The organism is Bacillus sp. LJBS17, assembly GCF_019334685.1.
GTDB classification, from domain to species: Bacteria; Bacillota; Bacilli; order Bacillales; family Bacillaceae; genus Bacillus; species Bacillus subtilis.
In genome coordinates, this window is record NZ_CP079759.1 from 2,322,769 (window position 1) to 2,343,276 (window position 20,508).

Annotated in this window: 22 protein-coding genes; all 22 read right to left on the reverse strand. The window is 43.9% G+C overall.

The window, feature by feature from the left end; translation table 11 throughout:
• Positions 1 to 19: 19 nt before the first annotated feature.
• The 22 genes from KXZ66_RS11885 to hepT all read right to left on the reverse strand — a co-directional run bounded on the left by KXZ66_RS11885 (position 20) and on the right by hepT (position 20,497).
• Positions 20 to 613: a lipoprotein heptaprenylglyceryl N-acetyltransferase LhaT gene (locus tag KXZ66_RS11885; RefSeq protein WP_021481535.1), complete on the reverse strand. Its 594-nt coding sequence runs from the start codon at positions 611 to 613 to the stop codon at positions 20 to 22.
• Positions 614 to 723: 110 nt separating this feature from the next.
• A complete protein-coding gene (locus KXZ66_RS11890; RefSeq protein WP_003225562.1) occupies positions 724 to 1,491 on the reverse strand; it encodes a menaquinol-cytochrome c reductase cytochrome b/c subunit in 768 nt (255 codons plus the stop codon).
• Between the two features lie 34 nt (positions 1,492 to 1,525).
• Positions 1,526 to 2,200, reverse strand: a complete 675-nt coding sequence (gene qcrB, locus KXZ66_RS11895; protein WP_003225560.1) for a menaquinol-cytochrome c reductase cytochrome b subunit — start codon at positions 2,198 to 2,200, stop codon at positions 1,526 to 1,528.
• A gap of 1 nt (position 2,201) precedes the next feature.
• Positions 2,202 to 2,705: a Rieske (2Fe-2S) protein gene (locus tag KXZ66_RS11900; protein WP_003230627.1), complete on the reverse strand. Its 504-nt coding sequence runs from the start codon at positions 2,703 to 2,705 to the stop codon at positions 2,202 to 2,204.
• A 142-nt stretch (positions 2,706 to 2,847) separates the two neighbouring features.
• A complete protein-coding gene (locus KXZ66_RS11905) occupies positions 2,848 to 3,294 on the reverse strand; it encodes a YpiF family protein (protein ID WP_014480115.1) in 447 nt (148 codons plus the stop codon).
• 54 nt (positions 3,295 to 3,348) lie between these two features.
• Positions 3,349 to 3,888, reverse strand: a complete 540-nt coding sequence (locus KXZ66_RS11910; RefSeq protein ID WP_015251820.1) for a ReoY family proteolytic degradation factor — start codon at positions 3,886 to 3,888, stop codon at positions 3,349 to 3,351.
• A gap of 71 nt (positions 3,889 to 3,959) precedes the next feature.
• Positions 3,960 to 5,231 carry a tetratricopeptide repeat protein gene (locus tag KXZ66_RS11915; RefSeq protein WP_021481536.1) on the reverse strand — a complete coding sequence of 424 codons (1,272 nt, stop codon included), beginning with the start codon at positions 5,229 to 5,231 and terminating at the stop codon, positions 3,960 to 3,962.
• Positions 5,232 to 5,565: 334 nt separating this feature from the next.
• Complete coding sequence (gene aroA, locus KXZ66_RS11920) at positions 5,566 to 6,852, reverse strand: 3-phosphoshikimate 1-carboxyvinyltransferase (protein ID WP_219144564.1); 1,287 nt, start codon at positions 6,850 to 6,852, stop codon at positions 5,566 to 5,568.
• Between the two features lie 10 nt (positions 6,853 to 6,862).
• On the reverse strand, positions 6,863 to 7,978 hold the full coding sequence (locus tag KXZ66_RS11925; protein ID WP_014480118.1) for a prephenate dehydrogenase: 1,116 nt from the start codon (positions 7,976 to 7,978) through the stop codon (positions 6,863 to 6,865).
• 48 nt (positions 7,979 to 8,026) lie between these two features.
• A complete protein-coding gene (gene hisC / locus KXZ66_RS11930) occupies positions 8,027 to 9,109 on the reverse strand; it encodes a histidinol-phosphate transaminase (RefSeq protein ID WP_219144565.1) in 1,083 nt (360 codons plus the stop codon).
• A gap of 10 nt (positions 9,110 to 9,119) precedes the next feature.
• Positions 9,120 to 9,923 (reverse strand): tryptophan synthase subunit alpha, encoded by an 804-nt coding sequence (gene trpA, locus KXZ66_RS11935; RefSeq protein ID WP_021481539.1) that lies wholly within the window; start codon positions 9,921 to 9,923, stop codon positions 9,120 to 9,122.
• Entirely contained in the window at positions 9,916 to 11,118 is a 1,203-nt protein-coding gene (gene trpB / locus KXZ66_RS11940) for a tryptophan synthase subunit beta (protein ID WP_021481540.1), read from the reverse strand. The genes trpA and trpB overlap by 8 nt, the downstream gene beginning before the upstream one ends.
• Positions 11,099 to 11,746 carry a phosphoribosylanthranilate isomerase gene (locus KXZ66_RS11945; protein ID WP_163116763.1) on the reverse strand — a complete coding sequence of 216 codons (648 nt, stop codon included), beginning with the start codon at positions 11,744 to 11,746 and terminating at the stop codon, positions 11,099 to 11,101. The genes trpB and KXZ66_RS11945 overlap by 20 nt, the downstream gene beginning before the upstream one ends.
• A 4-nt stretch (positions 11,747 to 11,750) precedes the next feature.
• The gene (gene trpC / locus KXZ66_RS11950) at positions 11,751 to 12,503 is read right to left on the reverse strand and encodes an indole-3-glycerol phosphate synthase TrpC (protein WP_219144566.1); all 753 of its coding nucleotides are present in this window, start codon (positions 12,501 to 12,503) and stop codon (positions 11,751 to 11,753) included.
• Positions 12,496 to 13,512, reverse strand: coding sequence for an anthranilate phosphoribosyltransferase (trpD, locus tag KXZ66_RS11955; protein ID WP_014480124.1), 1,017 nt, complete (start codon positions 13,510 to 13,512; stop codon positions 12,496 to 12,498). Before trpD ends, trpC begins: the two co-directional genes overlap by 8 nt.
• Positions 13,484 to 15,031 carry an anthranilate synthase component I gene (gene trpE / locus KXZ66_RS11960; protein ID WP_049141275.1) on the reverse strand — a complete coding sequence of 516 codons (1,548 nt, stop codon included), beginning with the start codon at positions 15,029 to 15,031 and terminating at the stop codon, positions 13,484 to 13,486. The genes trpD and trpE overlap by 29 nt, the downstream gene beginning before the upstream one ends.
• Positions 15,032 to 15,247: 216 nt before the next feature.
• Complete coding sequence (aroH, locus tag KXZ66_RS11965) at positions 15,248 to 15,631, reverse strand: chorismate mutase (protein ID WP_219144567.1); 384 nt, start codon at positions 15,629 to 15,631, stop codon at positions 15,248 to 15,250.
• Entirely contained in the window at positions 15,628 to 16,716 is a 1,089-nt protein-coding gene (gene aroB, locus KXZ66_RS11970) for a 3-dehydroquinate synthase (RefSeq protein WP_021481545.1), read from the reverse strand. Before aroB ends, aroH begins: the two co-directional genes overlap by 4 nt.
• On the reverse strand, positions 16,716 to 17,888 hold the full coding sequence (gene aroC, locus KXZ66_RS11975) for a chorismate synthase (protein ID WP_049141273.1): 1,173 nt from the start codon (positions 17,886 to 17,888) through the stop codon (positions 16,716 to 16,718). The genes aroB and aroC overlap by 1 nt, the downstream gene beginning before the upstream one ends.
• Before the next feature lie 74 nt (positions 17,889 to 17,962).
• Positions 17,963 to 18,733 carry a protein-glutamate O-methyltransferase CheR gene (gene cheR / locus KXZ66_RS11980; protein WP_014477188.1) on the reverse strand — a complete coding sequence of 257 codons (771 nt, stop codon included), beginning with the start codon at positions 18,731 to 18,733 and terminating at the stop codon, positions 17,963 to 17,965.
• 236 nt (positions 18,734 to 18,969) lie between these two features.
• On the reverse strand, positions 18,970 to 19,419 hold the full coding sequence (ndk, locus tag KXZ66_RS11985; RefSeq protein WP_010886554.1) for a nucleoside-diphosphate kinase: 450 nt from the start codon (positions 19,417 to 19,419) through the stop codon (positions 18,970 to 18,972).
• Between the two features lie 115 nt (positions 19,420 to 19,534).
• Positions 19,535 to 20,497: a heptaprenyl diphosphate synthase component II gene (gene hepT, locus KXZ66_RS11990; protein WP_003246013.1), complete on the reverse strand. Its 963-nt coding sequence runs from the start codon at positions 20,495 to 20,497 to the stop codon at positions 19,535 to 19,537.
• Between the last annotated feature and the right edge of the window lie 11 nt (positions 20,498 to 20,508).

Consider the following 20,508-nt stretch of genomic DNA (forward strand, 5'->3'; position numbering starts at 1 on the left):
GGATAGACCAACATTGTCTTTACATCAGCTCAAGCTTCGTTTGCTTTTTTGAGACCACAAGAAAGTAAGCAAGCGCGATTGAGAAGATGCTTAGCCAAAATGTTCCGTATCCTATTTCAGTCATATAATCAGAAAGCATTGAATACCGCGGCATCATATCAAACAAGTAGTCAATGACATCGTTATGCAGTGTCCAGACTGCAGCAATTGCAAGATGCCAAAATGAAAAACGAAAATACGGACTGTATAATACGCCTTGAACAGCCATTGCAAAATGCGAAGCAATTAGCATGTAGCCCTCCCACGGCAAGTCACCAGTTACTGCAAGCACAAGAAAATTCATAGCCACCGCCCATAGGCCATACTTTACGAGGGTAACTAGCGCAAGCGCCTCAAAGAACGGAGCATTCCGTTTCATGAGAAAGGCAAGCAGCACAAACAGAAAGAAAAACGTTGCTGTCGGACTGTCAGGAACAAAAATCAGGAAACGGGCCGGTGTCTCCAAAAGCTGCGGCAAGTACCAATAGTAGCCGTAAACCGTTCCCAGAAAATTAATGGCTAAGACAAGAATAAGCATCGGCCGCTGCCCTAATACATATTGAAACCATTTCACATCGAATCAACTCTCAGTCTGTAAAAATTATATGTCCATATAAAAAAGCTGACGCCGGGTCAGCTTTTGATAATAAAAGTATATCCTTCCATTTGACAATTCACAATACGTTATTTTGCGGTTGTTTCAGAAATAAATTTTGCAAGTTCTTCGAGTTGCTTATCATTTCCTTTGAACACACCCGCCGGCATTTTGCCTTTCCCTTCTACAGCTATTTTTTTGATTTCATCCGGTTTCAGCCCGCTGTCAACCAATGAAGGCCCGGCCGCTCCTCCCTGAAGGTTATCCCCATGGCAAGAAATACAGCCCTGTTCCTTAAAGACCTTATATCCTTCTGCATTGGTGTCAATGTCGGCTTCTTTTGTAATTTTCCCCTGTTCTTCTGCCTTGGCCCAGTCATGAGTAGCAACTGACTGCCACGTCAAAAATACAGCAGCGGAAATGGCCAGAAGCATCATACCGACAGCGACCGGACGCTTCCACGGCCTTCTTTCTGTCCCTCTGTCTAGGAATGGAGCCAATAGCAGGGCCCCAAAAGCGAGACCTGGCATAATCATGGCGCCGACCACTGTAAAGCTTCCGGCGGCGTATTCATACTTCAACAGCTGGTATAAGAAAAGAAAATACCAATCCGGCAGCGGAATATAACCAGTATCAGTCGGGTCCGCCATCCGCTCCAAAGGCGGCTGATGCACAATCGTCAAAACGAGAAAACCGATGAGAAAGACAGCTCCAACCATCCATTCCTTTAACAAGAAATTTGGCCAGAAAGCCTCTGTTTTACCGGGATACTCCGAATAATCCTTCGGTATATTCGGCTTTTTTTCAGCCGGTATCCTTGAGTCGCCTACAAATTTCATCCCTTTGCCCCGGTGCATGTCATCCCCTCCCTTTTATTCGCAGATCAAGAGTTTAAAGCGGTCCTGAAATGCCCTGCTTCCGGATCATAATAAAATGTGCAGCCATCAGCCCGAACAATGCGGCAGGAAGAAAAAATACATGGATCGCAAAAAACCTAGTCAGCGTTTGGGCGCCTACAATATCCGGATGCCCTGCAAGGAGCGTTTTAACTTGCGTTCCGATCAAAGGCGTGGCTTCGGCGATCTGCAGCCCGACTTTTGTTGCAAACAGAGCCTTCATATCCCAAGGAAGCAAGTAGCCTGTAAAGCCAAGACCGAGCATAACAAAAAAGATCAGCACACCGACAATCCAGTTCAGCTCGCGCGGTTTTTTATACGCGCCTTGGAAAAAGACCCTCAGCGTATGTAAAAACATCATCACAATGACCAGGCTCGCACCCCAGTGGTGCATCCCCCTGACAATCTGGCCGAATGCCACTTCATTTTGCAAATAATATACCGATTCCCAGGCATTTTTGATATCAGGCACATAATACATCGTTAAAAACATTCCAGATAATACTTGGATAACGGTTACAAAAAACGTCAGTCCCCCAAAGCAATACACAAACGCAGAGAAATGATGGGCGGGATTCACATGTTCCGGTACTTCGTGATCGGCAATATCCCTCCACATCGGTGTAATATCAAGCCGCTCGTCTACCCAGTCATAAATTTTGTTCAGCATGTCACCCTTCCCCCTTAGGCTTTGCTTTTCCAAGATACAGGAAGCCGTCTTTTACTTCTTGCTCATAATGATCAAGAGGCGCAAGCGGCGGCGTGCCAGGGACATTGGTGCCGTCCTTTTCATAGAGTCCGTAATGGCATGGACAAAAGAATTTATTCGGGTTTTTAGGATCACTATTCCAGTTCACCGTACACCCTAAATGTTTACAAATTGGCGAAAGTGCTACAATTTCATCCCCGTTTTTGAAGACCCAGGCTGATCTTGACTCTTCTGACTCATACCAGGCATCGACTTGATTAATTTTAAAATCAAAGCGCTGCGGCTCTTTTGTCAACTCATCAACGCTGACAACCTGAACCATATCCTGCTTCCCTGTCGATTTTAATACCGGGTCGAGTGCGAAGCGAACCATAGGCATGAGCATACTAGCCGCCATAAAACCTCCTACGCCTGTGAGCGTGTAATTCAAAAATTGACGTCTGGATATATCATGTTTTCCGCCCATCTCTTCTCCCCCCTCTAGGTCACCCCTGCAATCTGACTAAAATAGAAAATATTGCAATAACTCTAGACACCCTCATAATATATGAATCTCTCAGCAAGGTCAATATAGCCAAAATATTGTTCATAAGGAAATGTAAGTGTTTTTATGAAGTGCTCCATAACTGTAACAAAACGTTCAAAATTTCAGCAGTGCGTTCATCCAATATTTTTCTTTTTAAAGAGTCATTTAAATGCTCTAATGGAACAGAAGGTGTAACAATCATTTTGCCTAACGCATCCTCAGCTCTCCAACTTTCGTCAGATGTGAGCAGGACAACATGCGGAAATTCCGTTATCAGCTCTTCCCGCAAATCCTTAAGCCCTTGAACGGTTATTTCATTTCTATCAACATATGTATAAGGCGGAAGTAAATATACCCGTCCCTTTAACTGCCTTTCAAGTTCTTCTGAGAGAAGCTGCGTAAACTCGCCTTTCTCCGCCGCCATTTTAAAATGGTTATTAACCCTTATGTTAATTAATGGTATGACAGCGGTATCAATGTAATCCTTAGCTTGTAAATAGTCCTTGGCATCAGTGATTCTCCACCTCATCGTTCTCCCCCTTTACGGCAACAAGCCTTGCAATTCACTGCAAGGCTGGTCATATTATGTGAGCTGATTTAATTGGCGCGATAATTGTTCAAATGCCTCTTTATCATGACGATCTAACGCCTCGTCAATGTCTTTTAATAATTTTTCTCTTTGGAATGTGGAAATAGCGTGCTCTAAAATCTGTTCCGCCAATCCCTGATCTTTTTTATTCTCAAAAAGGTTTTTCGGAATATGCGGGTTGGACTCCAGCACCGCCGCATATTCAGGTGAGCTGTAAGCCGAACGGAAATTAAGCTGGATAAACAAATCCTGCTGTTTATTTAATCTAATATCATGAAAAGATTTTTCCGCGTCGGTAGTCATGACGTTCTCTTTATAGAACCGGAACGGAACTTCTTCAACACAATGTGTTGACATTATAATGCCTCTCGGGCAAAATTCAGCCTGCTCCACAAAATGAACCTTCTCCATGAGAGAATCATGGCTCATTAAGTAGTTCAAGATCCAAACGCACTCTCGGCGCTTTAACTGATAATGGTTTAAAAACCAACGGATAAAATCTTTTTTCTCATTGACAGAAACAGGGGTCTGCATGTAATTCCCTCCTCTATCGTTCGTATAATCTATATACTTATATGTTCCACATGAATGGTTAATATTCCTGCTTATCTAGAAAATTCATCCTCGATTCGCAAAATCGTTTCTTCCAGCTCTTCATTGGCTCCGTCCATTTCAAGAACCTTTTTCAAAAGCGGCAGCGCTTCTTTTTGAAGGCCTTCTTCTAATAGGAAGCTTGCGTATTCATATAAGAAATCTCTATCCTCCCGGTAATGAAGATAGGCAGCCTCAAAGGATTGTTTTGCTTCCTCGTATTGCTCTAATTCAGTATATGCGCTTGCAAGATACCAATTGTATTTCGGATCTTCTTCACCGTAGCTTCGAACCTCTTGAATAAGATCAATGATCTGATCATAATCCTCTTCTTTGTGATACACGGCAAGAAGTGTATGAAGCGCCTCGACAAAGCCCGGATCAAGCGCAAGCGCCTCCTGAAGCAGCTTTTTTCCCTCTTCTGACTTCCCGATTTTTAAGGCCATTTTGGCGGCATAAAGGAAAAGTTCTTTGTTATATTCATCATATCTGATCCCCTCTTTTGCCGTTTTTAATGCCTCTTCATACATTCCTTCAGCTTCATAGCTTTTCGAGAGCGGCATATAAAGTGAAGTATAAGATGGATCAAGCTCCTTTAAATCAGACAGCTGCTTAATAGCTGTTTTCACAAGCCCCGCCTGTAAGGCTGTAAAACCATAGCCGAAAATCGTATTAGGATCAGGATTCTCATCGACAGCTTTCTCGTACCATGGAATGGCATCCTCAAATTCACCTGAGGCACTTAACGATTCTGCCAGTCTTTGATGGACATTAACGCCTCCGATCTCACTCTGCTCCTCAGCCGTTGTTTTAAAATATTGAACCGCTTTTGCATAGGCTCCCTGAGCAAAGTAAAGTTCTCCCAGTGCAAAATCAATAACAGGTTCATTGTCCAGAATGGACTTTGCCTGTAAAAGCTTTTGTTCACTGACTTCGAATAACCCCTGCATCTGATAAAGATCCGCCATAAGCAGCAAACTTTCCGGATATGATGGATCTGTTTCCGGAATAGTCTCCAGCACAGCGAGGGCTTTTTCTTCTTCGTCAATATCTATTAAAAGTTCAGCGTAGAAATTCGTCAGTTCTGTTTCATTTGGATATAAATCATGTAGATCACTAATCAGTGAAATTGCTTTTTCTACATCGCCCCACTCGTAATAGAGCTGGGCTGCAATGGCTTTATCTTCATCATGCAGCTGTTTTTCAGCCTTCGAGAGCGTGTTGAGGCCTTTTTCTGTTTCACCTGCTTCAACTAATTTTATGGCTTCTTGAATCAATGTATTCAAATCGGACCGGTCCTTTCTTTTCCTATACAACATCAACCATACAAAAAAGCTTTATTTGTTCGGGTTAATCTTATCATAATTCAGACGAATGCCCCCGGCAAATAAGATGCTTCTGTACGTAAGGGAATTATTGAGTCTTATTAGTTTACCAAAAGATCTTGAGATAGAAAATGAAAAAAGGAAGATCGCCCTCTGTACAGTAAAGCAGCTCTTTGACCTGCCGGCTTGTAAGTAAAGCACATCCCCCCTTTTTGTTTTTCTATCCCCTCTATAAGACAAGCTATGTTTTTTCGCCTCGAATTATGATCTGCATAAAAAATCCTGAAGTAAAACTTCAGGATTTTTTCGAAAGCTTATTTAAATGCTCGAAGAAGGTTGGATAAGAAACGTGAATGGCATCCGTGTGCTCGATTTCAATCGGCTCCTCCGTTATACAGGAAGCAATACCAAGCATCATTCCGATTCGATGATCTCCGTGGCTGGACACTGCAGCGCCGCCTTTCAACGTTTGTTTGCCATAAACCTTCATTCCATCTGCTGTCGGTTCAATTTCAGCACCCAGCTTGCGAAGCTCAGAAACAACAGTATCAATACGGTTTGTTTCTTTCACTTTTAGCTCTGCCGCGTCCTTAATAACGGTAGTTCCTTCCGCCTGAGTCGCAAGAAGCGCGATGATAGGGATCTCATCAATTAAACGCGGAATGATATCTCCTCCGATTTCAACTGCTTTTAGAGATGACGTTTCTATAATCAAATCTCCATAAGGCTCTGCACCGCTATCAGTAGATGGTTTGATTTCAAGTTTTGCCCCCATGTTTTGAAGGACGTCAATAATACCTGTCCGAGTCGGATTTAAACCTACGTTTTTCAATACAATTCTGCTGTTTGGAACCATCGCGCCAGCAGCAAGGAAAAACGCGGCTGAAGAAATGTCTCCAGGAACAAAAATATCAGCAGCTGTCAGTTTCTGGCCACCAGCAATGGAAACACTCGTTTGATCTTCAGAAAGCTTAACGCCAAAAGCAGAAAGCATCCGCTCAGTGTGGTCCCGAGATTTATGGGGCTCTGTGACAGTTGTAGTGCCCTCAGCCTGTAATCCGGCCAGCAAAACAGCAGATTTAATTTGCGCGCTTGCAACAGGTGATACATAATCAATTCCTTTTAATGAAGCGCCGCTCACTGACAGCGGTGTAAACTCTCCGCCGGCTCTGCCGTCGATTTTAGCCCCCATTTTTTTCAAAGGCTCAGTCACACGCTTCATTGGGCGCTTCGCAATGCTCTCATCTCCGGCTACCGCGCTGTAAAAAGGACGGCCCGCCAATATTCCGAGCATCAGGCGAATGGTTGTACCTGAATTTCCGACATCTAAAAGGCTTTCTGGCTCTTTCAGGGCATCGATTCCTTTTCCGTGAATCACGACATCGCTGCCGCTTTGCTCAATGTGAACACCCATTTTTCTAAAGCAATCGATCGTACTCAGACAATCTGCTCCCGGCAGAAAGTTTTTAACTGTTGTTGTGCCTGCCGCTAGCGCGCCAAACATAACAGAGCGGTGAGAAATGGATTTATCACCGGGAATATGTATTTCTCCATGTAAGGTCTGCACCTTTTCTCGTTTCATTTTTTCCACCTCAATCAGCATAAAAAGTTTCATATTCCGCCCGGGCTTCAATGCATTGTTCTGCCCTTTTGCGGTCGTCATCAGACTGAAAACTGATCCTTAAAATCCCGTTAATATCCTCTCGTGTTTCGATAATGCGGATATTCGTGATACTGATGCGCTCCGCAGCTAAGATCGCTGTTATCTCGGATATTACACCCGGATGATCGGGTACATCCACATATAAATCATAAAATGCAGGTATCGCTCCCTTCTGCCGAAGCGGCAGCCCGTCGCGATAATCCTTGGCTGTTTTAAAATAACGAAATAGATTTTCCGCATCTTCTTGTTCTACATATGTACGGATCTTGTCAATTTCACGAATCCACTCATCAAAACGGTCTAAGATTTTATCTTTATTATGTAATAAAATATCCCGCCACATTGCCGGGCTGCTTGATGCAATCCTTGTAATATCTCTGAACCCGCCGGCAGCAAAACGTTTAACAAGCGGATACAGGTTTTCCGAATGATGGGTTTGGTGAACAAGACTGGCTGCTACAATATGCGGAAAATGACTGATTACACTTGTAACGCCATCATGCTCCTCCGGCGACATTTCCACAAAATGGGCATTCGTCCCCTTCAGCAGGTTTTTTAACTGTTCCACAGCTTGTTTGTCCGTTTTCTGGCCTGGGGTTAAAATATAAAATGCATTTTCAAACAGGAACTCCTTCGCAGCGGCCACTCCCGATTTATGTGAACCCGCCATCGGATGCCCTCCGACAAATTGATAGCGGCTAGGCAGCACTTGATCAGCGTAATCAACCACTTTTTGCTTTGTGCTTCCTACATCCGTAATCAAAAGCTCATGTTCAATTCCTGAATGAGCCAGCTCTTCAAGCATAACCAGTGTTTGTTCAACAGGTGTCGCAATGATTACTGTAGCTGCCTCTTTCGCACCGCTAATAAACGAATCAGCACGATCGTCTATCACACCTAATTTTAATGCCGCTACCGCCTGTTCATCAGAGATGTCGATTCCGATAATCCGTTTGCCGGGATGATTTTTTTTGATGGCTAGGGCAATCGAACCGCCTATCAATCCGAGACCGGCGAGCAATATTGTATCTTTCATTTGATTCATACGTCATCACCTGGTTTATAGACTAAAGAGGTGATATTTGATCACCTCTTATAAAATTTCAGCTAAAATGGCAAGTATTTCTTCATTTTGCTCTTTTGTTCCGATCGTAATCCGGAGTGATGTCGGGAAACCTAATGCATTTCCTGACCGGACGATATAGCCTTTTTCCAGCAGAGCCTGAAACAGTTCATCAGCAGGACGTTTAAAGTCAATTAACACAAAATTTGTCTGTGAAGGGTAGCACTTTAAACCATGAGTTTTTGCAAAATCATAATACTGCTGAAGGCCTGCATTATTTTGCTCAACACAGGAAGCAATAAACGCTTGATCATCAAGAGCGGCAATCGCCGCAGCCTGGCCCAGACGGCTCGTATTAAACGGCTCTCTCGCCGGCTCAATCTGGCGAATCAGGCTCTCGTCAGCAATTCCGTATCCGACTCTGAGCGCTGCCAGACCGTATGCCTTTGAAAATGTGCGCAAAATCATCAAATTGGAATACTTGCTTAAGAGCGGCACGGTTTCCGGGTAATCCTCTGCTGTTACATATTCATAATATGCTTCGTCAAGAACAACAAGGACACGTGAAGGAACGCGCTCCAGAAATGCGAGTAATTCTCCTTCAGATGTATAAGTGCCAGTCGGATTATTCGGGCTGCATATCCAAACGACTTGTGTCTGTTCGTCGATGGCTTCTAACATGGCGTCTAAATCATGTGAGCCGTCGGGACGAAGTGCAATTTCACGTACTTCAGCACCTTCAATAACCGCATTATGTTTATATTGCGGAAAAGTCGGGGCAGCAGTGATCGTATTGGTTTTATTGTTTAGAAATGCTCGGCAGATGATCTGAATGATTTCATCAGAACCATTGCCGAAAATAAGTGATGTTTCGTTGACATTGAGGTGCTTACTGAGCCTTGCCCGCAAAGCGGCACTATAGCCGTCCGGGTAAAGGGCAAGCTGTTGAATCTCATGATGAAGCGCCTCTTTTGCAGCCTCTGAACAGCCGTAAGGATTCTCGTTTGAAGCAAGCTTCACAACTTTGTCCAAGCCATATTCTGATTTCACTGCTTCAATCGGCTTTCCAGGCTGATAAGGCTTCAGCTGTTTTAAATGTTCTTTGATACGCAAATCAGTCACCTCATTTTAAACTGTACAAGCCGCCAAACGCCATTGCATAATCCTCAAACTCCTGCAGCGCCTGATTTCTCGTTTCAGCGCTGATGAGCCGGTCCTTTAATTCTTCTATTTTTCTGACGAGCGCGCTTCCCACTACGACACCGTCACTAATCTCATTCATCTTTATGACCTGTTCACGGTTTGATATACCGAACCCTACGGCAACCGGAACAGTGCTGAGATTCTTCACTGTCCGAATGAACGGGTACACGGATGAATTGAACTCATTGCGGACACCGGTCACACCCAGAGAAGACACACAGTAGACGAAGCCCTCGGCTTGTTCAATAATGGTTTTCAAACGGCTTTCGCTTGTCGGCGCAACCAAAGAAATATACGTCACCTCATGGCTTTTACATTCCTCTTGAAGGCTGTTGCTTTCTTCTAGTGGCAGATCCGGAACAAGCAGACCGTCAATATGATTTTCCCGCAGTAAAGCGAAAAAGTATTCTTTGTTCAATTGTAACACAGGATTATAATACGTAAAGAGGATAATCGGAATATTCACTCCGTTTTTTTTCATTTCTCCGCCTAATTCGATTGCCTTTACGATATTCATTCCTTGATCAAGTGCCCGCTTTGAAGCCCGCTGGATCACCGGACCGTCTGCAAGCGGGTCAGAGTATGCAACACCAAGCTCCAATGCAGTGGCGCCTGCTTTTTGGAGTGACTTCGCCAGTTCAATCGAAACCTCAGGAACTGGATCGCCCGCCGTAATAAACGGGATAAACAATTTTTCTGATGGTTGAAGATCCAATTTAAACATGGGCTTTCACCTCTTCTTCCAATACCTTCATTAATGTGTTGACATCCTTGTCTCCCCGTCCTGATAAACAGACGAGAATGAGTTGACCGCGATCCATTCCTTTGGCGAGTTTGAATGCTTTCGCTAACGCATGGGCAGATTCGATTGCCGGCAAAATCCCCTCTTTTTCTGACAAAAGCTTTAATGCATCCACCGCTTCTTCATCAGTGATACTGTCATAAGTGACACGGCCGCTCTTATGCAAGTATGCGTGCTCCGGACCGATTCCAGGATAGTCGAGACCGGCTGAAATAGAGTAGGGCTCAATAATTTGCCCGAATTCATCCTGAATGAGATAAGTCAATGAACCGTGAATAACCCCTACGGTTCCTTTCGAAATAGTGGCGGCATGAAGAGGCGTATCAATTCCTTTTCCTGCTGCTTCAGCGCCGATCAGTTCAACATCTTCATTTAAAAATGCCTGAAACATACCTATCGCATTGCTTCCTCCGCCTACACATGCCACTACTTTATCAGGCAGAGTGCCTTCAATACGTTTCAACTGGTCCTTCGCTTCCTCTCCGATCATTTTTTGAAATTCTCGGACCACTTGCGGATAAGGATGCGGGCCGACAACTGATCCAATCATATAAAAGTGATCCTCACAATGCTGAACCCAGTACCGGATCGCCTCATTTGTGGCATCCTTCAATGTTCCGTTTCCGCTTGTTACAGGCACTACCTCCGCTCCAAGAAGCTTCATGCGGAAAACGTTCAGAGACTGGCGGGCAACATCCTCTTCACCCATAAACACAGTACAGGAAAAGCCGAATTTGGCTGCAACTGTTGCAGCGGCAACGCCATGCTGGCCGGCACCGGTTTCAGCAATGATTTTCGTTTTGCCCATTTTTTTAGCAAGCAGCGCTTGACCTAGCGCATTATTGATTTTATGAGAACCTGTATGGTTTAAATCTTCTCGTTTCAAATAGATTTTCGCGCCGCCTAAGTATTCAGTGACTCGATCAGCGTATGTTAATGCAGTCGGCCGTCCGGAATAGTCCTTTAACAGCTTATAATACTCTTCACGAAAAGCGGGATCATCCTTGATTTGTTTAAATGCTGTTTCTATTTCATCTAACGGCTGCATGAGTGTTTCCGGAACAAACTTTCCGCCAAAATCACCGTATCTGCCTATTTCATTCGGATATGGATACATATCGGTTCATCCTTTCTTCTAAAAGCCTCATCAGATTCTGATCTTTTTGTCCGTTTTTTTCAATTCCGCTGGCAAGGTCAATTCCTTCTGGCTGCCATTTCAATAGGCCTGTGATGCTATCCGGATTCACGCCGCCAGCGATAAAGCAGCGTTTACCAATAGCCGCCTGCTGATATTCCGGCACACATTCCCAAGAAAATGCAACACCAGTTCCGCCTCTAGACCCTTTTACAGATGAATCAATCACAAAGCCGTCAACATGATCTTTAAAGCGGGCTATTTCTTGAGTTGTGTTATCTTGATGGTGAAGCGCCTTCCATATTTCACAGCGTGTCAGCTTGCGAAGAACAGCAGCATCCGTCGGTTTTTCATCACCGTGAAGCTGAATGACGTCGAGCTTCAAGCTCTTGGCAACACGTGACATCGTCTCTATTGATTCATTAACAAAAACACCTGCAACCTGTTTTTCGACACGAACTTGGTTCAGCCATTTTTTCACATCTTGCGGAGATACTTTTCGTTTGCTTTCAGCAAAAATAAATCCTAGGTAATCAGCCTGTGATTCCGCCGCAAGCTGCAAATCCTTTAGTGACCGAATACCGCAATATTTTAATGCCGGTTTCTTCAAAACCTCACTCCCTAAACAAAGCATGGATTGCTTTACGCTGAGAAGTTTGTCTCATCAATGATTCACCGATAAGTACAGCTCGCGCCCCATGCTCATTGACAAATGTTAAATGTTCTAAAGAACCGATTCCGCTTTCGCTGACAAGCAAGGATTCTTTCGGAACGAGAGATGCGATTTGTTCTGTCTGCTTTACAGATGTTTCAAACGTTTTTAAGTTTCGATTATTTACGCCGAGAATGTCGGGTGTGAACACTTTCAATATTTGTTCTAGCGTTGGTGCATCATGAATCTCCACTAACACGTCCATCCCCTTTTCACCTGCTTCAAGATATAATTCATGAAGGTGTAAGGGATCAAGCACCTCGCCGATTAACAATATGGCATCCGCTCCGATTCTTCTTGATTCCTCTACTTGAAGAGAATCAATAATAAAATCTTTTCTAAGTACAGGAATCGAAACAGCACGCTTTACGTCTGATAAATAGCTGTTTTCCCCTTGAAAAAACGGGGTGTCTGTTAAAACGGAAATCGCATCTGCCTTCGCAGCCTCATAGTCTTTTGCAATCTGCACAGGCACAAAATCCTCTTTAATAAGCCCTTTTGACGGCGATGCTTTCTTCACTTCGGCAATCAACCCGATAAACCGATTCGGGCTTGCCAGCGCCTCCTTAAATAAACGTTTCTCGAAAGGCTGCTCTACCGGCAGAACCAGTGTTTTCACTTCTTCTTTCTTTTGTTTGATGATTTTTTCAAGCATAGATCTCTTCCTCTTTCTGCTTTAGTCGTTCAAGCTGCGCGGCAGCGCCTCCGCTTGTAATCGTCTCTAACGCCAGCTCCGTTCCTTCCTTCAGTGAGGCGGTAATTCCCGCCGTGTAAATCGCAGCACCCGCATTAAAAGCCGTAATAGATAAAGCGGAACTGCTGCTTTTATTTTCAAAAATATTCTGAATGAGATAAGCGCTCTCTTTCGGAGACTGCACCTGTAAATCTTCAAGTCTGCCATTTGTGAAACCGAAATCTTCGGGTGAAACGGTATACTCCCGGCGCTCTCCGTCCTTTAATTCAATCACGTCGGTCGGTGCTGTAATTGAAAGCTCATCTAAACCGTCACGGCTTGATACAAACATAACGTGCTTCGGCTGAAACGTCTCCAGTGCGCTTGCCATCAGTCCAGCTTTTTCAACAGAATAGACCCCAATCACCTGACGCTTCGCCTGTAAAGGATTGCTGAGCGGCCCAAGCAGATTAAATACCGTTCTGAAACCTAGCTCTTTTCTAGTACCTGCTACATGTTTCATAGACGAATAGTAAAGCGGCGCAAAAAGAAATCCCATGTTGTTTGTTTCAATGCTGCTTTTGACCTTTTCGGGAGTGGTTTGAATAGAAACCTCTAGCTCCTCTAAAACATCAGCGCTTCCGCTTTTAGAAGAGACAGAGCGATTGCCATGCTTAGCGATTTTCGCGCCAGCTGCCGAGGCAACAATTGCCGAGGCCGTTGAGATATTAAAAGTGGAAATACCGTCTCCCCCTGTTCCGCATGTATCAACAATATCAGGAAGTCCATCGACTGTAAGAGCGTGTGCCCTCATTGCCTTCACAAAACCCGCAAGCTCTTCTGGCGTCTCCCCCCGATGAGCAAGAATAGACAATATACCACCCATTTCAGAAGGAGTCATTTCCGCTGCCATCATCATATTCATCAGCGTTTCAGCCTCACCGGCAGTAAGGGTTTTTCCGTCAACGCACAATTGTAGAAATCTGTTCATCAGCTTTATCCTCCTTGCTATGAAACATGTCTTCTGCAATATGAATCGTTTTCAGCAGCGCACCGGCTTTATTACAGCTTTCTTCGTATTCGGCTTCCGGAACAGAATCAGCAACAATGCCAGCACCTGCCTGTATCGATGCAACGCCGTTCTTTACACTCATCGTGCGAATCGTAATACAAGAGTCGATATTCCCGTCAAACCCAATGTAGGCAATACATCCTCCGTATGTCTCTCTCGGTGTTGGCTCGAGCTCTTGCAAAAGCTGCATGGCACGGATTTTGGGTGCGCCTGTTAAAGTCCCCGCCGGGAAAGCAGACATCAGTGCATCGACAGGATGAACCTCTTTTTTCAATCGGCCTGTAACCACCGAGATAATGTGCATGACATGTGAAAAGGAAACAATTTTTGTGAACTCCGGCACAGAAACAGAACCATACTCTGCTACTCTGCCGATATCGTTTCGGGCAAGATCAACGAGCATGTAATGCTCCGCTTTTTCTTTTTCATCCTTCATGAGCTCAACCTTCAGTCTCTCATCTTCAGCTTTGTCTGCACCGCGTTTTCTCGTACCGGCAATCGGATGGATTTCCAAGTGCCCGTCTTGAACGTGGATTAACCGTTCCGGAGAGCTGCCGACTATTTCTCTGTCTAGCAGTTTCATATAATACATATACGGCGAAGGATTGACGATCCTAAGCACTCGGTATAACTCAAAAGCATCTGCTTTTATCGGCACCTCAAATTTTTGTGATAAAACACCCTGGAAGATATCTCCTGCTTTTATATAGCCCTTGATTTTTTCTACATCAGCCATAAAAGCCGATTTTTCATAATTAGAAGATACCGTCTCAAAGCTGGGTGTCTTGTATGAATCAGCAGAGAGAAACAGCTCTTTTATGTTTTTTTGGTCCATCATTTTTTCGATGAGATTTTGGAGCTCCAAATGATTTTGATGGAATACATCCATTTTTTCGTTTTCTGTTTCCTCTCCAGTGAGCCTTGCATATTGGATAAAGTGAACGTTTTTGGTTTCATGATCATACGCAATTAATGTCCGGCAAACAAACAGCATACACTTTTCCATGTCTGTTTCTTTGGTATGCGAAGGAACAGAAGGCTCAATCAGCGGGATCATATCATAGCTTAAGTACCCAACAGCTCCGCCGACAAAAGGAATGCCAAGCTTAGGTGTTTTGATTTTGTATGTGGTATTCATCCAGTTCAGCACTTCTTTTAGTTCATTTCCTGTGTAAAGAGATTTGCTGTCCTGATCAGCGGCCGAAAAACGGCCCTGCTCTTCTTTAATTGTGAGAAATGGATTCAGGCCGATAAACGAATATCTGGACCAAGTGGATGTATCGTCCTTGCTTTCAAGAAGATACGTAATCTCCCTGTCAAGCTTCTCTATCATTTGAATGGGTGTCAGTGTATCGACTGTGAAGGTCTCCACAATCGGTATCGTGTGGTGGGACAAGCTGTCCTCTAAAAATGCGGAAATGTTTGATTGGAAATTCATTGCTCTCACTCCTTATGGCAAGGAGAATGAGAAGATGGCATGAGAGGATAAAATACTATATAACAAATAAACCCAAAAGAAAGACTTCTTTTGGGTAGAATAAACATACATGTCTCAGCTCAACTAAACTCATTCTCTGCTACCCTATTCTCTAACTCAACTCATTCTAATCGCTTTATACACACTCTTGTGTATTTCTAAGCTATTCTTATCGTATTACAATTCAGTATTTTTTGTCAATGATAAATCGGGCCTCAATACGACGGCTTTTTCTAAATATACATGTCTGATCTGATCCTGAGGGACATCTGTCTGGACGGTTATCATGACTCTTATGCACTTTTTCAGACCGCCTGTTACGTCCATTTCCTGCATACATGTTACCGGTACATACTGCCATCCTGAAAGCTCACGAACAGCTTTTGCCGGGAAAACAGCGTGCAAATCAGGTGTAGCCGAAAGAAGCATTTGAACAACATCTTCCGGTTTTGTATGATTTTCTTCTATGATTTTCTCTAACAGCTGTTTTGTTTTTTGTAAAATTTCTTCTTCAGTATCCCGTTCAACTGTAGTTGCTCCGCGAATTCCGCGAATCATCATGATGTCTCCTCCAATCGCCATTTGTTCAGCCAGCTCTCAAGTTCATTTCTGGAAAATGTATGATCAGCAACTTTCCCTAATTCGTTGAGCACAATAAACTGAATCTTCCCGCCACGGGTTTTCTTATCATTCATCATACGGTCCAAGAGAACCGAAGTTTCCGTCTCTTTTCTGATTTGACTTGGATAACCCAGGCTTTTTAGCCAGCTGACCAAACGTTTTCTGTCCATTTCACAGCCTACAGTCTTTTCGCTTATATATAAAGCAAACTGCATTCCGAGGGCTACGGCATCACCGTGAGTGATCTGCCCGTATCCATATTCCGCCTCAACGGCATGACCGAGCGTATGCCCAAAGTTTAAGTAAGCTCTTATCCCCTCTTCTTTTTCATCCTGCTGAACGACAGACGCTTTAATTGAAATGCCTTTAAAAATCATGTCATTCAGCTGATCATTGGTGATATCACGCAGTGAGTGGATATTCAGCAGCTCCTCCAGAAACGCTCTGTCATAGATAAACGCGTGTTTAATCACTTCTGCCATTCCGGACCTAAGCTCTTTTTCAGGCAGAGAACGCAGGAAATCTGTATCATAGAGCACGGCTTTCGGCTGATAAAACGCACCGATTAGATTTTTTCCAAGCGGATGGTTCACGGCTACTTTTCCTCCGACTGCGCTGTCATGCGCCAAGAGCGTCGTAGGCATTTGAATGAAATCAATGCCGCGCATAAAAGTGGCTGCCACAAACCCAGCAAGATCTCCTACAACACCGCCTCCAAAAGCAATGATGCATGAGGAGCGATCCATATGAAATCGAATCGCTTCACTCTGCAGCTTTGTGTACATGTCCATGGATTTTGCCTGCTCTCCACTCGGTACCGTCACTTTTTTCACAGGCCATTTTTCTTGCAGCAAATGGAGCATTTCATCACCATACAGGCGGTCCACTTCTTCATCCGTGACAAGCATAATCCTTGTTAAAGGCCTGTTTAAAGAGGTTAATAGTTCGCAAGCCTTTTTTCTGATACCTTGTCCGATAAAAACAGGATATGACGAGGAAGCAGTTTGAACATGCAGTGTCTTCATTAAAATTCCCTCGACAGTTTTCTCATATTCTCCACATTTTCTCTAATGCGGTCAATTTGATCTAATCCGAATTGTTCAACGACTGCGTTCGCAATTTCCCAAGCGACAGCCGCTTCAGCGACTACACTTGCCGCAGGAACAGCACAGCTGTCTGAACGTTCAATGCTGGCAGAAAACGGTTCTTTCGTTTCAATATCGACACTTTTCAGCGGTTTATACAAAGTCGGAATCGGCTTCATGACTCCGCGGACAACAATCGGCATCCCTGTCGTCATGCCGCCTTCCAGTCCGCCAAGTCTGTTAGTAGCACGGGTGTATCCTTTTTCCTCGTCCCAAATGATCTCGTCATGGACTTCGCTTCCATTTCGGCCTGCCGCCTCAAATCCGATCCCGAATTCCACACCTTTAAATGCATTAATTGACAGTACAGCGGCAGCAAGCTTGCTATCCAGCTTGCGGTCATAATGGACATAGCTGCCCACGCCTACCGGCATTCCCTCGACAATGACTTCTACTATTCCGCCGATGGAATCTCCGTTTGCCTTTGCTTCATCAATGGCAGCCATCATTGTTTTGCCTGCCTCTTCATCGTAGCATCTGACAGGAGACTCTTCCGTTACGCGCTGCAGGTCTTCAATTGACGTATATTCTGTTTTTTCAGCTTTAACAGCGCCAATTTGCAACACGTGGCCCGCCACCTTAATGCCAAGCTCAGAAAGAATCTTTTTAGCTACAGCCCCTGCCGCCACTCTGACAGTTGTTTCCCTTGCTGAAGAACGCTCAAGCACATTTCTCATATCACGATGATTATATTTAATTGCACCGTTTAAGTCAGCGTGCCCAGGTCTAGGTCTGGAAATCTGGCGCTTCATTTCCTTTTCTTCATCTTCTGTAATTGGAGCGGCGCCCATGATTTTTGTCCAATGCTTCCAATCGTTATTTTCAACTACGAGAGCAATTGGTGAACCGAGTGTACGTGCATGGCGCACCCCGCTCATAATTTTGGCCTGGTCTTTTTCGATCTGCATGCGGCGGCCGCGGCCGTGTCCTTTTTGGCGTCTGGCAAGCTCAAAATTGATATCTTCCTCCGTTATGTAAAGCCCGGCAGGTACACCCTCAATAATGGTTGTCAGTTGGGGGCCGTGTGATTCTCCGGCTGTTAAATATCTCATGACTTCTTCTCCCTTCATCGCATTAACGCTTTTAAGTAAGACTACTATAACATATTTTTCAGCAAAAAGTCAGTCTATCTTTTTTGATAAAAGAATGTATCGGCTGGGACTAGGCCAAATTTCTCGGGATTGAAGATTTGCTCGGTGCTGCCGACAAAAAGAACTCCATTCTTCTTCAAGCTATGTGCCATTTTTAAATACAGCTCTTCCTTCGCGCTTTCTGTAAAATAAATAAATACATTGCGGCACACGATTAAGTCAAAGTCTTGTTCATAACGATCCGCCAGCAAATTGTGCTTTTTGAATGTAATATTCTTTTTGATTTCCGGTTTCACTTCATAACTTCTATTTGCGTTTTGCGTAAAATAACGATCTTTCACAGATAGCGGCACTTCCTGTAAAGACCGCTCCTGATAAACACCTTTTTTCGCTTTTTCCAATGCTTTTTCATCAATATCCGTCGCCAAAATCTGATAGCCCGGAAGACCTTTTTGCTGGTCCAAAAGCATGGCAAGCGTGTATGGCTCCTCACCCGTTGAGCAGGCGGCACTCCAAATCTTTAAAGGCCTAGAGGTCTTGATTAAGGGCAGAATTGCAGTCTCAAGAACTTCCCATCTTTTATAATTACGATAAAATTCTGAAACATTGATCGTCATTCTGTCCAATGTTTCATTTAAGAGAGCTTGATCCTTTTCCAATGCCGCAGCAAAGTCCTTAAAGCTTTGGAACCCCTTTTTCTCATAAAGTGACGTTAGCCTTCTCTTCATTTGTGCTTCTTTATATAGTGTTAAATCGACTCCGGTTAATTGTTTCCATTTCGTTGTAAATACGCTGTATGTATCCATCTCTACTCTCCCAGTCTCGCTGTCTTTTTGTCCTAGTATAGCTTGTTTTATCAGGAAATTGTATTGTTTCAATAAAAAAATCAGCTTTTCAGCTGATTTTAGATCGTTGGGAAAGGCAGAGGTCTGATGCACACTGCCAATCAACCCTTTATTCACTTTAATGTAAACCTTTACAAAACAGATCAAAAACCGGCGGCGTTATATGATGCCGGCTCTGTTACTTATTTTCACAATGATTAATAGATCCAGCCTGCCATAAGCTGCTGATATGATACTAATTCTTCATTCTTAAAGAAAATGTTAATCTCTCGTTCTGCACTTTCGAGAGAATCAGAGCCGTGGATGATGTTTTTTCCGACAAACATGCCATAATCCCCACGAATCGTACCAGGTAAAGCTTCTTTAGGGTTTGTCTTCCCGATCAGCTGTCTCGTCACTTCAATGACATTTTCGCCTTCCCACACCATTGCGAATACAGGTCCTGAAGTAATAAACTCAACGAGCTCTCCGAAGAAAGGCTTTCCTTGATGTTCGGCGTAGTGTTTCTCAGCCATCTGTTCAGTCACTCTCATTAACTTGGCACCAGCTAATTGTAAGCCCTTACGTTCGAATCTAGATAAAATGTCCCCAATGAGCTGACGTTGGACACCGTCTGGTTTCACCATGATAAAAGTCTTTTCCATCATATTCTCCACCCCATCATTATGTATGTATAGGCTTTCACACTGCACACCGAAATCGTAACATCTTTCTGATAATTAATCAATCCGGGGCGGAGAAATTTCTTAATATCTACAAAAATTAAAATTTTCTTTTACCGATATATTTTGCGATGGCTGCAAGAGACGAGCGTGCGCGCCCTCGAGGAAGCGTGTTTAATTTCTGAAAAGCTTTCTGCAGATACATTTCGCTTACTGCCATAGATGCTTCAATTGCATCTGTTTTTTTGATTTCTTCAATGATTGGTTCAAGTTGTTCCTGCGTTGTCTCACTGTTAATCAATTTAAGCTGGTTTTTTAATGCAGGATTTTTCAGGGCATACAGCACTGGCAATGTGACGTTTCCTTGAAGCAAATCTCCTCCAACGGGTTTACCCAGTTCTTCTTCAGTTGAAGTAAAATCAAGAATATCATCAATAATCTGATAAGACATGCCGACGTAATACCCAAACCAGTACAATGCCTTATGAATCTTCTCATCAGCTCCAGACGCAATGGCACCAAGCTGGCAGCTGACCGCGATCAAGAGAGCCGTTTTTCTTTTGATACGGCGGAGATACGTTCTGAGATTTTGTTCCATGTTGTATTTGTCTTTGATCTGCTCAATTTCCCCTAGACAAACTTCAACGATCGTCTGTGACAAAATCCTATGGGCTTTCGGTTCGTTAATTCTTGTCATCATTTCAAGAGATCCCGCAAGCATATAATCGCCTGTGTACATCGCAATACGATTGTCCCACTTTGCTTTGATTGTCGGTTTTCCTCGGCGAAGCTCCGCATCATCAATGACATCATCATGGACCAAAGATGCCATGTGAATCATTTCCAGAGTGACGGCGACATATTTAATCTTATTAATATCGTAATCGCCAAACATGCCGGAAAGCAGCACGAAAACAGGCCGAATACGTTTCCCTCCGGCCTGCAGCAGGTGAAGACCTGCCTCGCTTAAAAGCGGGTAATCGGAACGTACGGTTTGTTCCAGTTCTCTTTCGATTACATCAATATCGTCATTTAAAAAAGAGTAGGCCATTTTAAATTTCATATCATTCACCC